This is a genomic window from Algiphilus sp. (assembly GCF_023145115.1).
In the GTDB taxonomy this organism is placed as follows: Bacteria; Pseudomonadota; Gammaproteobacteria; order Nevskiales; family Nevskiaceae; genus Algiphilus.
Genome location: NZ_JAGLEJ010000010.1, coordinates 51095 through 68982, shown reverse-complemented (window position 1 = coordinate 68982; position 17888 = coordinate 51095). Strand labels below are relative to the sequence as shown.

General features: G+C 69.1%; 9 protein-coding genes. 6 read left to right on the top strand and 3 right to left on the bottom strand.

Translation table 11 applies throughout. The features are described from left to right. Nucleotides 1–25 precede the first annotated feature (25 nt). The 3 genes from KAH28_RS02980 to KAH28_RS02970 are packed head-to-tail and all read right to left on the bottom strand — an operon-like array spanning nt 26 to nt 4520. Nucleotides 26–2425 (bottom strand): serine/threonine-protein kinase, encoded by a 2400-nt coding sequence (locus KAH28_RS02980; protein ID WP_290574322.1) that lies wholly within the window; start codon nt 2423–2425, stop codon nt 26–28. Between the two features lie 7 nt (nt 2426–2432). Next, entirely contained in the window at nt 2433–3134 is a 702-nt protein-coding gene (locus tag KAH28_RS02975; RefSeq protein ID WP_290574321.1) for a protein phosphatase 2C domain-containing protein, read from the bottom strand. A gap of 51 nt (nt 3135–3185) precedes the next feature. Further along, nucleotides 3186–4520 carry a multiheme c-type cytochrome gene (locus KAH28_RS02970; RefSeq protein WP_290574320.1) on the bottom strand — a complete coding sequence of 445 codons (1335 nt, stop codon included), beginning with the start codon at nt 4518–4520 and terminating at the stop codon, nt 3186–3188. Between the two features lie 201 nt (nt 4521–4721). Between KAH28_RS02970 and KAH28_RS02965 the strand changes: the two genes are divergently transcribed. From KAH28_RS02965 to KAH28_RS02940, 6 genes are read left to right on the top strand one after another with little or no spacing between them, the layout of a single operon-like run. Then, on the top strand, nt 4722–7148 hold the full coding sequence (locus KAH28_RS02965) for a cyclic nucleotide-binding domain-containing protein (RefSeq protein WP_290574319.1): 2427 nt from the start codon (nt 4722–4724) through the stop codon (nt 7146–7148). Beyond that, nucleotides 7135–8112 carry a hypothetical protein gene (locus tag KAH28_RS02960; RefSeq protein ID WP_290574318.1) on the top strand — a complete coding sequence of 326 codons (978 nt, stop codon included), beginning with the start codon at nt 7135–7137 and terminating at the stop codon, nt 8110–8112. The genes KAH28_RS02965 and KAH28_RS02960 overlap by 14 nt, the downstream gene beginning before the upstream one ends. Nucleotides 8113–8116: 4 nt before the next feature. Then, nucleotides 8117–9754, top strand: a complete 1638-nt coding sequence (locus tag KAH28_RS02955; RefSeq protein ID WP_290574317.1) for an FHA domain-containing protein — start codon at nt 8117–8119, stop codon at nt 9752–9754. Next, a complete protein-coding gene (locus KAH28_RS02950) occupies nt 9726–11855 on the top strand; it encodes a heme-binding protein (RefSeq protein WP_290574316.1) in 2130 nt (709 codons plus the stop codon). Before KAH28_RS02955 ends, KAH28_RS02950 begins: the two co-directional genes overlap by 29 nt. A gap of 10 nt (nt 11856–11865) precedes the next feature. Next, nucleotides 11866–13944, top strand: coding sequence for a hypothetical protein (locus KAH28_RS02945; RefSeq protein WP_290574315.1), 2079 nt, complete (start codon nt 11866–11868; stop codon nt 13942–13944). A gap of 43 nt (nt 13945–13987) precedes the next feature. Then, nucleotides 13988–17743: a hypothetical protein gene (locus KAH28_RS02940; protein ID WP_290574314.1), complete on the top strand. Its 3756-nt coding sequence runs from the start codon at nt 13988–13990 to the stop codon at nt 17741–17743. Nucleotides 17744–17888 lie beyond the last annotated feature (145 nt).

Sequence of the window (17888 nt, the reverse complement as noted above, 5' to 3'; positions counted from 1 at the left end):
GCCGCCGCTGCGGGCGGGCGCTTGGTCAGAAGCCCGGAATGCGGCGCAGCCGCTCGCGAGCGTCTTCTTCCTGATCCGGCTCGGCCTCGGGCGCGCTCTCGGCCTGTTCCCGCGCCCGCTGCTCGGCCTCTTCCCGTGCGGCCCGGCGCTCGGCCTCGGCCTGCTCGCGCTGCTGACGCTCGAGCTCGCGCTGGCGCTGCAGTTCCTGCATCAGCGAGCTCTCCTCTTCGGCCTGCTCGGGCTCGGCTGCTTCCTCCTGCGCGCGACGCGCTTCGGCCTCGCGGGCCTCCTCGGCTTCGCGCTGCTCGCGCTCGCGACGGGCAGCCTCCTCGGCTTCACGCTGCTCGCGCTCGCGGCGGGCAGCCGCTTCGGCTTCGCGCTGCTCGCGCTCGGCCTGCGCGGCCGCTTCCGCATCGCGGCGCTCCTGCTCGGCCCGGCGCTCGACCTCGCGCTCCTCGGGCGTGGGGCCTGCCGGCGGCACATCGACGGCAGGCACTTCGGTCGTGACCGTGCCGTCGAGCCGGGGCGCGCGCTGCGGTACGGCCGGCATGGTGTCGGTGTCGGGTGCGTCCGGCGCGGCTGCTTCGGGCGCTGCCGGTTCATCGGTCGTGGTCGCCGGCGTGTCGACGGCGGGCGTCTCGACCGGTGCCGGCTCGGCGGGAGGTGAGGGAGCGTCCTCGCCGGGGCGCACGAGGAACCACAGCGCGCCCGCGATCAGGATCGCGGCGGCAGCGCCGCCGATGATGAGGGGCCTGCCGGATGCCGTGGAGGCTTCCGGCCCGGCGGCCGCCCTGGCGGCCTTGCGCTGGCGCCGCTCCTCCTGCTGCCGGGCGGTCTCGGCGCGCTTGCGGGCCTGTTCTTCCTGACGCTGGCGCGCCTTCTCCTCGCGCTCCTGGCGGGCCTTCTCCTCGGCTTCGCGCTTGCGGGCGGCCTTGGCTTCGGCTTCCTCCTTGCGCCGCTTTTCCTCGGCCGCCTTGCGTGCTTCGTCCTCGCGCCGCTTGCGCTCGGCTTCTTCCTTGCGGCGCCGGGCTTCCTCGGCCTTGCGCTTCTCCTCTTCCTCGCGTTTCTGGCGCTCGGCTTCCTGACGCTCGGCCTCCTGGCGGCGCTGTTCCTCGGCCTTGCGCTTCTCCTCTTCCTCGCGCTTGCGGCGTTCGGCCTCCTGGCGCTCGGCTTCCTTGCGGCGCTGCTCCTCGGCCTCGCGCTTCTCGGCTTCCTCGCGCTTGCGGCGCTCGGCTTCCTGACGCTCGGCTTCCTTGCGCTGCTGCTCCTCGGCCTCGCGCTTCTCGGCCTCCTCGCGCTTGCGGCGTTCGGCTTCCTGGCGCTCCGCCTCCTGGCGGGCGTTCTCTTCGGCCTCGCGGCGCTCGGCTTCCTGACGCTCCTCTTCCTCGCGCTTCCTGCGTTCGGCCGCTTCGCGCTCCTGCTCCGCCTCCGCGCGCCGGGCGGCCTCGGCTTCACGCTGCTCGCGCTCGGCCGCGGTCTCGGCGGGTGGCTCCGGCGCGGGCGGCGGCTCCGCTGCGGGCTGGGAGGCGCCGGACGTGCGCAGCGACGACGGTGTGCGCAGACGCGCCACCAGCGGGTTGCTCTGCGTGGCGCCGGCCCCGCTGCGGAACTCCTGGGTATTCTGCGTGGGCAGGTACTGATCGATGAGCTTGACCAGCGCATCGGCCGATTCCGGACGCTCGTCCGGCTTCTTGGCCATCAGCGTGTCGATCAGCGGCTGGAATCGGGCCTTTTCCTCTGGCAGACGCGGGATGGGCTCGGTGACGTGCTGGAAGATGACCGCCAGCGATTCCTCGCCGTCGTACGGCGGTTTGCCGACGAGCATCTCGTACAGGATGACGCCCATGCTGTAGATGTCGGCCCGGGCGTCGACGGGCTGGCCGCGTGCCTGCTCCGGGCTGATGTAGCGCGGAGTCCCCACCGAGACGCCGGTGGCGGTGACGCGCGTGCCGGAGTCGACGGCCTTGGCGATGCCGAAGTCGGTGAGGACCGGATAGCCCTGCTCGTCGAAGATGATGTTCTCGGGCTTGACGTCGCGATGGACGAAGCCGCGCTGGTGCGCGTGCGAGAAGGCATCGGCGATCTCGCGCAGGGTCGCCAGGGCCTCGATCTCGCTGAGGCCGGCGTCGATGCGGTCGCGCAGGTCGCCGCCGGTGAGCAGCCGCATCGAGTAGTAGTGCAGGCCGTCGTGCTCACCGACCTCGAAGACCGTCACGATGCCGTGATGGTTGAGCGACGCCGCGGCACGCACTTCCTTCTCGAAGCGCTGGATGAGCTGCTTGTTGCGGGTCAGCTCGGGCGGCAGCACCTTGAGGGCGACGCGCCGGCCGAGGCTCGGATCCTCGGCCTCGTACACGTCGGCCATGCCGCCCGACCCCAGGGATCGGACGATCTTGTACTTGCCGACGATGTCGCCTGCGTTCAACACCGGATCAGGCGACGGTCACGCAGATGACGCTGACGTTGTCTCCGGCTTCCGTCTCTTGCAGCGTGGCTTCGACGAGGGCGCTTGCCGCCTTCTGATTGTCGTCGTGTTCCTGCAGCAGCGCGGTGATGCGCGCGTGCGGAAGGAAGCCGTGCAGACCGTCGGAGCAGATCATCAGTCGATCGCCGGAGCGCGCATCGAGATCGACGTGGTCGATCTCGAGCTGCTCGCCGTCCTGGATGCCGACCGCACGGGTGACCACGTTCCGGTTGGGATGGCTCTCGGCTTCGGTCTCGGTGATGGCGCCGGCATCGATCAGCCCCTGCACCAGGGAATGGTCGCGCGTGAGCAGGCGCAGCTCGCCGCCGCGGAGCAGATAGGCGCGGCTGTCGCCGACCCAGTGGATGGTCAGCCTGCCCTCGGAACGCGTGACGATGACGGCGGTGGAGCCCATGCGCTGGGCGGCGCCGACGCTGACGCGCAGGATCTCCTCGTGCGCCGCGCGCAGCGCCGCGCTGGCGCTGTCGCCGTTGCGCAGGCCCTCCATCACGCGGGTCACGACGGTCTCGCTGGCGACCTCGCCGTGCGACAGGCCGCCCATGCCGTCGGCCAGGACCGCGGCCGGCAGCACCTCGTCGACGCCGAAGGCGTCCTCGTTGTGGTCGCGGATATTGCCCGCGTGCGTGGCGCCGGCCATGTCCAGATTCATGCGATTGCGTCTCCCGCCCCCGAACATCCTGCGCAAGCCTAGCACCGGCGCTTACCCGGCCCGCACGTCGGCGATCACCCTGCGCATGCGGCGCAGGCCGTCGCGCATGGCATCCGGGTTGTAGTCGACCTGTGCGTCGACCGCCGAGAAAAGCCCGTCCATGGGGGCGTTGAGCGCCTTGCCGAGTGCGGCGTCCTGCTGGCGCAGGAAGGCGAGCAGCGCCTCGAGCCCGTAGAAGATCTGCTTGGCGGCAGTGAAGTCGGCCGCGTCGCGCTCGATGCCCGAGCGCGCCAGCGCATCCATCAGCGCCAGGGCCTGCTGCCGCGAGATGCCGGCGTCGCGCATGCGGTCCAGGGCGGTATCGACCAGGCCGGCCAGGGCCTGCGCACGCTGCTGCACCTCGGGCACCGACCTGCGCGATGCCAGGTGCAGCGAGGCCAGCGCGCTGTCCCATTGCTCCGAGAGGTCGGGGACCAGCGCATCGATGACGTGGCCCGACATCACCATGTAGGCGTCGGCCAGCCGCACCTCGCCGGGACCCAGCGGACCGCCCGCACCGGCATTCCAGCGCGGCGGGCGCATGGGATGGTGGCAGGCGTTGCAGTCGAAGAAGACCAGCTCGGGGAACATGCCGCCGGCCTTGAAGCGGTCGCTGCGGATGCCCCGGATGAGCTGCTCGGTGGCGATCAGCTGGCCGATCGCCCAGGTCACCGCGTTGTCCTCGTAGGGCTTCCGCTCGCGGTAGTCGGCGTCGACGCGGAAATGCGGCGGCTGGATGTTGGTGAAGGTGTCGAGCTCGAACTCGAGCGGCGGATGCCCCGCGCCCATGATGCGGTGATCGATGGGCTTGTCGTCGCTGCCCATGTGGCAGTTCAGGCATAGCCGCGCGCGGTTGACCGGGTCGGCGAGCGGATAGAGGCCGTCGGCCACGTTCTCGGCGTGGGTGTTGCCGGTGACGTGCGGGCCGAGCCAGTTCTCGGCGCCGCCGTGACAGGCCTCGCAGCCCACGCCCTCGGACAGCGAGTAGCGCCGGCCGCGCTTGGCCTCCGGCACGTAGTCGGAATGACAGGTGAGGCACGCCTCGGCTTCCTCGGCCTTGCCGATGCCGAGGTTGGCGGCGATGCGCTTGGAGGCATCGGTGAGCAGCAGGTTGTAGGCGTTGGAATGCGCATCCTTGCGCTGCCAGGTGAAGTATTCGTTCTGCAGCACCGGCGAGTCGTCGAAGGCCTGCTGCGAGCCGTGGCAGTTGCTGCCGGCGCAGGTGGCCACGCCGATGTGCTGCTCCTTGGCATTCCAGGGCATCTCGGGTTCCGCCGCGAGTCCCGGCGGCGCATGCAGCAGCGCGACGGCCAGCAGGCCGCCAAGCAGTCGGTGAAGAGTCAGCATCAATCCCGCCCCCAGGGGTGCCCCATGATTATGGTTCGCGCTGCGCCTAAAGATGCGCCAATCATGACGCTTCGCGCAAACGCCGGCGCGTGCCGTGCGGCTTCGAGCGTGCAGTGGGTCACGTTCGGGCCGCGGCGTCGCGTTTGCATTGGTCGGGTACTCCACTACACTCCGCCGAGCTTGGGGCGTGGGGCCGCAACAATGTCCGATCCGGGCACGCATTATCGAATCGCCGTCGTAGGATCCGGCCCGGGGGGGCTTTCCGCTGCATGCCGTGCAGCGGAGATGGGGGATTCGCACGTGCTGCTCGAGGCGAAGCCGCACCTGTCGAACACCATCTTCCGGTACCAGAAGGGCAAGCACGTCATGGCCGAGCCGGGGCTGCTGCCGCTGCGTGCCGCGGCGCGCTTCGAGGCCGGCACGCGCGAGGCCATCCTCACGGCCTGGGACGAGGACGTGGCGAAGCAGGGCGTGAACGTGCTGTACCAGCACGAGGTCACCGGCATCAGCCGCGATGACAGCGGCTTCAGCATCACCTGCGGCAACGGTGCCTCCTTCACCGCCGAAGCGGTCGTGCTGGGCATCGGCGTGCAGGGCAACCCGCGCAAGCTGGGCGCGCCCGGCGACGATCTGCCCGGCATCCAGTACACCCTCGACGATCCCGACGAGTATCGCGACGAGGTCATCGTCGTCGTCGGCGCCGGCGATGCCGCCATCGAGAATGCGGTCGCGCTCTCGAAGCAGAACGACGTCCACATCGTCAACCGCAAGGACGAGTTCTCGCGCGCCAAGGACGGCAACAACAGCCTGATCCTGCAGGCCATAGACGATGGCGCGCTGACCTGCCACTACAACACCACGGTCGACTCCATCGAGGAGCTGCCGGCCGACGATCCCAGCGGCCGGTCGATGCGGCTGACGCTGAATTCGAAGGAGGACCAGGTCGTGGTCCTCTGCGATCGCATCATCGCGCGTCTCGGCGCCATCCCGCCGCGCGGCTTCGTGGAGGCCTGCGGGGTCGAGTTCCCCAACGCCGACCCGTCCGCCATCCCGGCGGTGTCGCCGACCTACGAGTCGAACGTGCCGGGCATGTACATCGTCGGCGCCCTGGCAGGCTATCCGCTGATCAAGCAGGCGATGAACCAGGGCTACGAGGTCGTCGAGACCGTCGCCGGCCGGCCGGTGCGGCCCGCCGACGAGCCCATCCTCAAGGAGCGCTTCAAGGTCTTTCCGTGGGTCGAGGACGTCGATGTCGTGCTCGACGTGCTGTCGGCGCGCTCGCCGGTGTTCTCGGCGCAGAACCGGTTGCAGCTGCGCGAGTTCCTGCTGGAAAGCACCATCCGGGATATCGACGAGGGCGCCACGGTCTACGAGCAGGGCGACTACGGCGCGTCGGTCTTCGTCATCGTGTCCGGCGAGGCCTGGGTCGAGTTCGGCACCGGCGAGTTCAGCAAGCGCGCGAAGATCAAGACCGGCCGCATATTCGGCGAAATGGCGCTGATATCCGGCCGCCCGCGCAGCGCCACCGTCCGTGCCGGCAAGGATCTGGTGGTGGTCGAGGTGCCGCGCCGCGCCATGCTCAAGCTCATTGCCAGCAACGAGAAGGTGCAGCGCTACGTCGACCGCACCTTCACCATGCGGGCGCTGGAGCGCTATCTGGCACCGGGTGTCGACGAGGGCGAGCTCGCCAACGTGGTGGCCGAGGCCGAGCTGCGCGATTTCCGCGCCGGCGAGGCGATCTACGAGATCGGCACCGAGGCCGAGCACATCCATCTGATCCGTTCCGGCTCGGTGACGCTGTCGGTGCCGGGCGCGGAGGAGGACGTGATCCTCAACTACGTGCCCGGCGGCAACTACTTCGGCGAGCTCGACGTCATCGCCGGCACGCCGCGCCAGCAGACTGCGCGCGCCGCCATCAAGACGCAGACCATCAGCGTGCCGGCGCAGCCCTTCCTGGAGCTGCTCGACCGCTATCCCGACATCAAGAAGAGCGTGCGCGCGCGCTTCAACGAGCAGATCCAGCAGCGCCTGGAGCTGGAGCGCACTCCCGAGCGCGGGGCACTCATGCACTTCCTGCTGCAGGAGGGCATGGGCGAGGCCACCGACGCCCTGCTCATCGACGAGACGCTGTGCGTGCGCTGCGACTACTGCGAGAAGGCGTGCGCGGCGACCCACGGCAATGTCTCGCGGCTCAACCGCGAGGCCGGTGCGACCTTCAACAATCTGCACGTGCCGACGTCGTGCCGCCACTGCGAGCATCCGCACTGCATGAAGGACTGCCCGCCGGATGCGATCCACCGCTCGCCCAACGGCGAGGTCTACATCGAGGACACCTGCATCGGGTGCGGCAACTGCGAGCGCAACTGCCCCTACGGCGTCATCCAGATGGGCGTGGCCAGCGACGAGAAGCCGAGCCTGCTCAAGTGGCTGCTGATGGGGCTCGGCCCCGAGCCGGGCAGCGAGATCAAGGCCAAGGGGGGCGGCAGCGCCATCAAGAAGGCGGTCAAGTGCGACATGTGCGGCGACCGCGACGAGGGGCCCGCCTGCGTGCAGGCGTGTCCCACCGGCGCCGCTATCCGCGTCGGCCCCGAATCCTTCTTCAAGGTGCTGTCGCGTGGAGGCCGCTAGGCGTCTGCTGGCGCGCTGGCGTCCGCGCGTCGAGCGCGACGCCAGGCGCGGCGCCGAGCATCGCTCGATCTTCGTCTACGAGGGCTTCCGCTATCTCAAGGTGGCGGTGGCGCTGTGCGCGCTGAGCATCGCGCTCTATGCCTGGCACGACCCGCATCATCCGCCCAGCGGCAATACCTGGCTGGGCTATACGCTCGGCACCATCGGTGCGCTGCTCATCGTCTGGCTGGCCTGGCTGGGCGTGCGCAAGCGCAACTTCCGCAAGGGCATGGGCCGCCTCCAGGGATGGGTGAGCGCGCACGTCTATCTCGGGCTTTCGCTGCTCGTCGTCGGCACGCTGCACACCGGATTCCAGTTCGGGTTCAACGTCCATACGCTGGCCTATGCCCTGATGGTGCTGGTCATCGTCAGCGGCATCTACGGCATCGTGGCGTACGCCATCCTGCCTGCCCGCATCACCAGCGCGCGCGAGGGGCTCGAGTTCCGCGAGATGGTGGCCAATGTCGATCGTCTGGGCGAGCAGGCCCTGAAGCTCGCCGATCAGATCGACCCGGAGACCCACGCGGTGGTGGCACGCTCGGTGGCCAATGCCAAGCTCGGCGGCAGCATGCGGGAGCAGCTCAGCGGACGCTACATGCGCGCCGACAGTGGCACCCTGGAGCAGTTCCTCAAGCTCAAGGGGACCGAAGCGCAGGCCGACGCCCAGCAGGGCGCGGGTGGCCGCCAGGCCACCATCGCCTTCTTCGCGGACCAGCTCTTCGACTCCGGGCGCGAGCCCAAGGGCGAGAAGCTGCAGAAGCTGCTGCAGGTGACTTCCGAGCGCAAGGCGCTGGTCGAGCGCATCAACCGCGACGTGACCCTGCGTGCGCGGCTGAACGTCTGGCTGTACCTGCACGTGCCGATCACCATCGCGCTGATCGCCTCGCTGCTCGTGCACGTCGTCTCCGTGTTCCTCTACTGGTGACGGCATGAGCCTGCGCATCGAGATCATCCGCGGCGGCGACACCCGGCACCTGGAGGTCGACCAGACCATCTCGCTCGGGCGCAGCGATCAGGCCACCGTCATGCTGCCCGGCATCGCGATCGCCCGCCGGCACGCCGAGATCGCCCTGCAGTCGGACCTGGCGCTGAAGCTGCGCGCCAAGTCGCCGCTCGGCGTCGAGGTCAACGGCAGGATCATCAAGGAGGAATGCGATCTCTACGCCGGCGATCGCTTCCGCATCGGTCCGCATCGCGGGCACGTGACCACGGACGGCGAATCGAGCGGGCTCCTGCTGCGCATCAAGATCGGCGAGGCCGACGCCCCCGTCACGGCTTCGGAGCGCAAGCTGGATCTGCGCGGCGCCGGCATGCGCATGCGCCGGCCGGCCGCCATCGCCGCCATGGCGGTGCTGCTGCTGACCCTGCTCGTGCCGCTGCTGCTGCGGGTGGTGCCGGTGCCGCCGGCGGTGGCGACCGTGCTGCCGACCGATGTCTGGTGGAGCTCCGGGCGCATCAGCAACGCCCACCAGCACTTCGCCGACGACTGCGGCGCGTGCCACGAACGCCTGTTCACGCGGGTGCGCGACGAATCCTGCCTGACCTGCCATGCGGGCATCGCCCATCATTCCGAGCATCCGGTCACGGCCGGGCTGGCGTCGCTCGACGAGCAGCGCTGCGCGAGCTGTCACCGCGAGCATGGCAATCCGCATGCGGCGCTGCCCGATCATCCCGGAATCTGCGTCGACTGCCATGCCGAGCCGGGACAGTTCGCGTCGCGTTCGGACATGAACCCGGTGCGCGACTTCGCGGCGGCACACCCGGAATTCCGCGCCACCGTGACCCGCCGCGACGATGCCGGCGCATCGACCGTGCGGACCGTCATCGGCCCGGACACGCGCGACGAGACCGGTTTCGTCTTTCCGCACGACCTGCACCTCGTCGAGGACGGCGTGCTGGGGCCGGACGGCGTCGAGGTGATGGCGTGCCGGGACTGCCATCGCGCCGACGCCGGCGAAGTCGGGTTCAAGGCGGTGAACTTCGAGCGCGATTGCCAGAGCTGTCATCAGCTCGACGTCAGCGTGGGCGACGAGGTGCTGCGACTGCCGCACGCCGAGCCGGAGGTGGCGCGGAAGCAGGTGGCTGCCGCGGTCGAGGCCATTCCCGCCGGCACGTTCGCGCCCGACATCGGGCGCTCGGGACGGCGCCGCGCCGGGCCCGATGCGGAGCGCGGCGGACCACCCACGGCGGCGGAGCTCATCGACGAGGTGTTCTCGACACGGGTGTGCGCGAAGTGCCATCTGGTCGCGCCCGGTGCCGACGACGAGGCCGAGATCCAGGCGGTGTCGCTGCGGCAGAGCTGGTTCGTGCACGCACGATTCACCCATGCGGATCACGGCTGGGTGGACTGCGGCGACTGTCATGCGGCCGAGTCATCGGCCGATGCCGATGAGCTTCTGTTACCGGGAATTGAAACTTGTCGCACCTGCCACGGGGGAGTAGCATCGAAGCAGGGCGTTCGCTCGACCTGCATCGACTGCCACGGCTTCCACGTGGCGACAGAATCGATCATGGGTCGGGTCACAGGGGGAATCGGAGATGCAACTCCGTCAGAAGAGGGGCGTTAGGGGCGTCGCCGTCGCGCTGGTCGTATCGGCCGCGATGGTCGCCTGCTCGGGGGACCGCAACGACGCGACGCGCGGTATCGGCGTCGGCCCGGTGCCGTGCGATGGCTCCTGCCAGGATGTGCCCACGCGGCTCACGACCGACGATGTCGGGACCATCATCGCGCAGGGCGTGCAGGAAGCGGACGCGCGCGGCGAGGCCGCCGTGATCGGCGTCGTCGACCGCGTCGGCAACGTGCTCGCCATCTACCGCATGGCCGGTGCTCCCGACACCATCCGCATCACGTCCGGGCCGGAGCGCAGCACCGGCAACGCGATCGATGCCGGCCTCGACGGTGTCGAGATCGTCACGCCCGAGCTGGGCGTCATCTCCAAGGCGCTGACCGCGGCCTACTTCTCGTCGGAGGGCAATGCCTTCACGACGCGCACCGCGAACCAGATCATCCAGGAGAACTTCAATCCCGGCGAGTTCAACACGCCGGGCGGTCCGCTGTTCGGTGTGCAGATCAGCCAGCTGCCGTGCTCGGACATCTCCCGACGCTTCAACGGCGTGGGGCCGGACCCGGGCCCGCACCGGGCGCCCATCGGCTTCGCCGCCGATCCGGGCGGTCTGCCGCTCTACAAGAACGGCACGCTGGTCGGGGCCGTGGCCGCGATCGCGGACGGCGTCTATTCGCTGGACAAGACCATCACCGACGATGACGCCGATCTCGACGAGCTCATCGCCACCGCCGCCACCTTCGGCTACGGCGCGCCACGCAATCGCCGCGCCGATGTCATCACGGTGGAGGGCAAGACGCTGCGCTTCGCCGATGTCGACTTCGGCGACCTGCAGAGCGATCCGACGCAGGCGCCGTCGTTCGGCTCGCTGCCGCCGGGCCTGCAGGCCGTGCTCGGCTACACCGTCGATGACCCGGCCGACCCGCCGCCGCCGCTGCGCGCCGGTACCGCCTTCGGCCAGCCGGAGTCGGGCGTGCGTCCGGCCCAGCCCGGCGAGCTCGACCCGTCGCTCGACGCCTTCGTGCTGGTCGACGAGAACAACGACAACCGCTTCCCGCCGACTGCCGGTGTCGGCGGCCTCGCGGCCAACGAGGTCAAGCGCCTGCTCGAGAAGTCCATCGAGCTGGCCAACCGCTCGCGCAGTCAGGTGCGCAAGCCGCTGGGCTCCAGTGCCGGCATCCACGTCACCATCGTGGACGTCAACGGCGACGTCCTGGGTGTGGCGCGAACCCGCGACGCGTTGATCGACGCCGTCGACGTCACCACGCAGAAGGCGCGCTCGGCGCTGCTCCTGTCAGCGGACGTCGCGGCCGACCGCCTGAACGCGCTGCCGCCGGCCGGCTATCTCGGCGGCGGTGATCTCGACACTGTGCTGACCCGGGCGCTCGGGGACAACCAGCGGGAATCGCCGATTCCGCCCTATGTCCAGGACTACCGCGCGTTCTTCGATCTGCCCCAGGGGCTCGCCGACGGCGACATCGCCTATTCGACGCGCGCGCTCGGACTGATCGCGCGTCCGTTCTACCCCGACGGCCAGAACGGCCCGGGCGGCCTCGATCCCGAGCCGCACGGCCCGTTCAGCAAGCCGCCGGGCGAGTGGAGCATCTTCTCCACCGGCCTCGAGCTCGATCTGGTCTACAACGCGGTGGTGCGGCACCTCGCCTACGTCCTTCAGGTACCGAACCCCGGCGATCCGACCCAGCCGCTGTTCGATACCGACGTCGCGCAGAACTGCACCGGCTACACCTCGATCCCCGACGGCGTGCTGGCCCAGACCGACGCCTTCGACGAGCTGCGCAACGGCCTGACCCTGTTCGCGGGCGGCTTCCCGATCTACCGCAACGGCCAGCTCATCGGTGCCATCGGCCTGTCCGGCGACGGCCTCGAGCAGGACGACTTCCTGCCCTTCGTCGCCATCGACGAGATCGGCAAGGAGCTCGGCACGATCAGCAATGCGCCCCCCGCCATCCGGGCGGACCAGCTCCGTGCGCAGCGCCCGGACCTGCCCGACGGCACGCGCGATCTGAATCTCCGCTGGGTGATCTGTCCGCAGTCCCCATTCCTCGACGACCCGGGAGAACAGAATGTCTGTGATGGCCTCTAGGCGCTCAGCCATGCTCCCGCGTCGCGCGCTTCGCAGCGGACTGATCGCCGCCACTCTGGCGCTGGCCGTCGTGCCCGCCCTGGTGCAGGCGCAGGACGAGCGCCGCCGGCCGGGCGAGCGCGCCGACCGCGATTCCGCCGTCGAGGCACCGGCGACACCGTCCGAGCGATCCACGCAGCGCCAGCAGCAGCCCGCGGCCGAGCCGGCGCGCGACGAGGCGCTGCAGCCCGCGGTCGACCGGCGTCGTCCGGGCAGCGAGCCCGAGCAGCAGCCGCAGACCACGCCGGCCGTGGAACGGCGACGCCCGTCGGGCGAGGATGCCACCCCGGTGCTCGAGCCCGGGACGCCGCGCGCCACGCCGGCCGTCGAGCGCCGGCGGCCCGGGCAGTCGGAGGCCAACACGCCGACCCGCGGCGGCGAGCGCACCGATCCGCAGTCGCCGGTCCGCGACCGGCAGCCCTACGACTTCAACCGCGCCACCGCGCTCAAGCCGGTGCCCAAGCCCGGTCGCGATGCCGAGTACGGCAAGGAAACCGTGCGCAATGATCGCTGGTTCCTGACCCAGCGCCTGGGCATCACCGACTACCCGTGGTGGGACCCCTACAACCAGAACACGCTCAAGGCCGACCGCCCGGTGTTCGGCGACTGGTTCTTCAACACGCTGCTGGTGTCGGACACCGTCTACGAGCCGCGCTCGCTGCCGACGCCGGTGGCGCCGCAGGGCGAGGATGATCCGGGCAATGCGGATCTGATCGGCGATCCCGACCAGACGCTGTTCGCGCAGACGCTGGCGGCATCGTTCGTGCTGTACCGCGGCGACACCACCTTCATGCCGCCGGACTGGGAGTTCCGCTTCACGCCCGTCTACAACTTCAACCGGGCCGAGGTGGAGCAGAACCGCGCGGTGCGCATCAACCCGGCCGAGGGCCGTACGCGCAACGACGACTTCTTCGCGATCCAGGAACTGTTCGTCGACTACCACATCCGGGACGTTTCGCCGCAGTACGACTTCGAGAGCGTCCGCGTCGGCATCCAGCCCTTCAACGTGGATTTCCGCGGCTTCCTGTTCCGTGACCAGCAGCTCGGCGTCCGCCTGTTCGGCAACCGCAACAACAACATCTTCCTGTACAACCTCGCCTGGTTCCGGCGTCTGGAGAAGGACACCAACAGCGAGCTGAACGACATCGGGCAGTCGCTGCGCCGGGACGACATCTTCGTCGCCAACCTGTACTGGCAGGACTTCCCGCGGCGCGGCTTCACCTCCGAGGCGGTGCTCCTCTACAACCGCAACACCGAGGGCGAGGATGCGCCCTACTTCAACAACAACGACTTCATCGAGCGACCGGCGTCGATCGGCCTCGAGAAGGCGCGGAGCTACGACGTCGTCTACCTCGGCCTGAACGGCGAGGGGCACTTCGGGCGGCTGAACGTGTCGGCGACCAACTATCTGGCCGTCGGCAGCGCCGACCGCGGCGTCTTCGTCGATCGCGGCACCGACATCAGCGCCTTCTTCGCCGCCTACGAGTTCTCGATCGACTTCGACTGGCGCCGGGTCCGCCTGTCGGCGCTCTACGCGTCCGGCGACGACGATCCCTACGACGACGCCGAGACCGGCTTCGACGCCATCTTCGAGAACCCGCTCTTCGCCGGCGCCGACACCAGTTTCTGGGTGCGCCAGAATGTCCCGCTCATCGGCGGCGGCGTGGTGACCCTGTCCGGCCGCAACGGCATCCTCAACTCGCTGCGCAGCTCCAAGGCGCAGGGCCAGTCGAACTTCACCAATCCGGGCCTGATCCTGCTCGGCCTCGGCGCCGATCTCGACATCTCGCCGCAGTGGCGCATATCGACCAACATCAACCAGCTGGCCTTCGCGGACACGGCGGTGCTGGAGGCCGCGCGTCAGCAGTCGGGCATCGACGCGATGATCGGGACCGATGCCTCGGTCTCGGCGATCTGGCGCCCGTTCTTCACGCAGAACATCGTTTTCCGTGCTTCGGCTGCAGCGCTCGTGCCCGGGAAGGGCTACGAGGAGCTGTACGGCGACGAGGTCGCCTATTCGATGCTGTTCAACCTCACCCTGCTGTGGTGATGCCGGTGCTGCGCAATGCCCCGGTCCGATCGGATGATTTGACATGACTGCCTCGAAGCTTCGTCACCTCGCGCTCGCCGCACTGATCCTGGGATGCGGAGCGCTCGCGCCCGCCGGTGTCGCGACCGCCGCCGGCGGCGAGAAGCCCGTCGACCGCGACTACGATCCGGCGCCGCCCGCGCCCCGCCAGCAGTCGCAGCAGGAGGCGGTCGACAAGTCGCTCGGTTGCATGACGTGCCACACCGATACCGACCAGATGACGATGCACGAGAATCCGGCCGTGACCATCGGGTGCACCGACTGCCACGGCGGTGACGCCACCGTGCGCAAGCCGGGCGGTGCCAACAGCATCCTGGACAAGAGCTATCTGGCCGCGCTCGAGGACGCGCACGTGCTGCCGCGCTATCCGAAGACCTGGCACTGGCCGGACTCCGAGACGCCCGAGCACAGCTACACGCTGCTCAACAAGGAGAGCCCGGAGTACATCCGCTTCATCAATCCGTCCGACTACCGGGTGGCGCGCGAGGCCTGCGGCGCCTGCCACATGCCGGTGATCGAGGCCGCCGAGCGCAGCCTGATGGCGACCACCGCGATGTTCTGGCAGGGCGCCGCCTACAACAATGGCATCCTGCCGTACAAGCGCGCCGTGCTCGGCGAGGCCTACACCCGCGAGGGCGAGGCCGCCATCATCAAGGGGCCGATGACGCCCGACGAGAACATGGTCGAGAAGGGCATCGTCGAAACCCTGTACCCGATGCCGGCCTACGAGACCGTGCCGCCCGCCGACGTCTTCCGCGTCTTCGAGCGCGGCGGCCGCATCATCGTCAACCTGTTCCCCGAGACCGCGCAGGTCAACGCGGTCGGGCCCAACCTGGGCACCATCCAGATCCTCGAGGAGCCGGGCCGGCCCGACATCCGCCAGTCGAACCGCGGGCCCGGTACCGGCAACCGCATCGCCATTCCGGTCCTCAACCTGCACAAGACGCGCCTCAACGATCCGCTGATGTGGTTCCTGGGCACGCAGGACCAGCCCGGCGACTATCGCAGCTCGGGCTGCGCGGCCTGCCACGTCGTCTACGCCAACGACCGCGATCCGAGGCACTCGGCCCAGTACGCCCAGTTCGGGCACAGCGGCATGTCGCAGACCGTCGACCCGACCATTCCCAAGGACGAGTCCGGGCACCCGCTGAAGCACGCCTTCACCAGCGCGATCCCGACCAGCCAGTGCATGAGCTGCCACATGCACCAGCCGAACATCTTCCTCAACTCGATGCTCGGCTACACCATGTGGGACTACGAATCCGACGCGCCCTTCATGTGGCCGGAGGAGCAGCAGCACCCGACGCCCGAGGAGATCCGCGAGATCAACCGGCGCAATCCGGAAGGCGCGGCGGTGCGCGGCAAGTGGGCCGATGTCGATTTCCTCAAGCAGGTCTCGGAGATGAATCCCGAGCTCGAGGACACCCAGTTCGCGGACTACCACGGTCACGGCTGGAACTTCCGCGCCATCTTCAAGCGCGACCGCGAAGGCAACCTGCTGGACGAGGAGGGCGACATCGTCTCCAACGACGACCCCGACAAGTTCGAGAAGGCCGTGCACATGTCGTCGATCCATGTCGATGTCGGCATGCACTGCGTCGACTGCCACTTCTCGCAGGACGTCCACGGCGACGGGCACATGTACGGCGAGGTCGCGCAGGCCATCGAGATCCAGTGCGCCGACTGCCACGGCACCGCCGATTCCTACCCGTCGCTGCTCACCTCCGGGCCGGCGGCGCCGGCCGGCGGCACCGACCTGTCGACAATGCGCACGCCCTTCGGCGAGCTGCGCTTCGAGTGGCGCGAGGGCAAGCTCATCCAGCGCTCCAACCTCGAGGAGGATCTGGAGTGGGAGATGAGCCTGGTCAAGGATGCGGTCACGCCGGGCCACGGCCAGTACAACGAGAAGGCCGCTCGCGCCAAGCTGATGAGCGCCGACACCGAGACCCAGAACTGGGGCACCGATGTCGCGCAGGAAGACCGCGCCCACAATCCCGAGGAGATGATGTGCATCACCTGCCACACCTCGTGGACCACGAGCTGCGCGGGCTGCCATCTCCCCATCGAGGCCAACTGGAAGACCGAGCGCCAGCACTACGAGGGTGAGGAGCGGCGCAACTTCGCGACCTACAACCCGCAGATCACGCGCAACGACGTCTACCAGCTCGGCCGCCACGGGCCCGCCAAGGGCAACCGCATCGCGCCGGTGCGCTCGTCCAGCGCGCTGGTGCTGAGCTCGACCAACGCCAACCGCGAGAAGATCTACGTCCAGCAGCCGCCGATCTCGGCCAGCGGCTACTCGTCGCAGGCCTTCGCGCCGCACTATCCGCATACCGAGCGCAAGACCGAGACCAAGGGCTGCACCGACTGCCATCTGTCGCAGGACAACGACAACAACGCCTGGATGGCGCAGCTGCTGCTGCACGGCACCAACTTCATGAACCTGATCGGGTACAACACCTGGGTGGGCATGGACGGCGCCGTGGGCTCGGTGCAGGTCACCGAGTGGGAGGAGCCGCAGGCGATCATCGGCAGCTACCTGCACCGCTACGCCTATCCCGACTGGTACGACGCGCACGTCGCGCGCGATCGCCGCCTCGAGGGCCGCGAGGAGCCCATCGCGTTCAGCCACGACACCGGTGATGCCGTCAACTGCCTGCAGCTGCGCGGCGAGTACCTCTACGTGGCGCAGGGCCGCAAGGGCTTCGAGGTCTACGACGCCGCGTCGATCGGCAACAAGGGCGTTTCGCAGCGCCTGATCAGCGCGCCGTTCTCGCCGCTGGGCCACGACACGCAGGTCGGCACGACCAATGCCACCTGCGTCGCGCTGCCCACCACGCAGCCGATCGCACCGGAGCGCAACACCGAGTACATGCAGACGGTGAACCAGGAGCAGCCCTTCCATCCGATCTACGACTACGCGCTGGTCACCGACTCGGAAGAGGGCCTGATCCTGGTCGACATCAACACCATGGCCGACGGCGAGCCGCGCAACAACTTCCTGGAGCGCGCGCTGACCTGGAACGAGGGTGGCGTGCTCGATGGCGCGCGGCACCTGACCATCGCCGGCTACTACGTCTACGTGGCGACCGACGACGGCCTGGTGGTGCTGAACCTGGACGATCCTATGCAGCCGAAGGTGGCGGCCGAGGTGCCGATGCAGGGGCTGCGGGCGACCGCCGTGCAGTTCCGCTACCTGTTCGCCACCACCGACGAAGGCATGCGCGTGCTCGACGTCACGCACCCCGACGAGCCGCGCCTGACCGATGCGCTGGTGCCCTTCGCCGATGCCCGCAATCTCTACCTGGTGCGCACCTACGCCTACGTGGCGGCGGGCAGCGAGGGCCTCGGCATCGTGGACATCAAGAATCCGGAAGCGCCGGAACTGGTGGAGAAGTTCACCGGTGACGGCCGCATCAAGGATGCCTGGGACGTGCAGGTGGGTGGTGCCTATGCATCGCTGTTCGGCTACGTCGCCGACGGCGAGGCCGGCATCAAGGTGATCCAGCTCATGAGTCCGGAGAGCCAGCCCAACTTCTACGGCTTCTCGCCGGCACCGAAGCCCGAGCTCATCGCCTGGTACCAGACCGACAAGCCGGCACGCGCGCTGTCCGAGGGCCTGCACCGCGACCGCGCGGTCGACGAGACCGGCGGCCAGATGGCGGTGTTCGGACGCATCGGATCGCGTCCGTTCACGCTCGAGGAACAGCAGGCGATGTACCTGAACGACGACGGCGAGCCCTGGTTCGTGAAGGACTGACCGGTTGCGCGGCACTCCGTCCGGAGTGCCGCGTCCTCGGCCTGCGGCGCGGTTCCGTGACGTGGTTCTCGCGCGGATGTCCGGTTCGCTCTACACGCACCGAATGCGCCTTGCGTCCCGGGCTCAGACGGGTATGGTGGCCCTC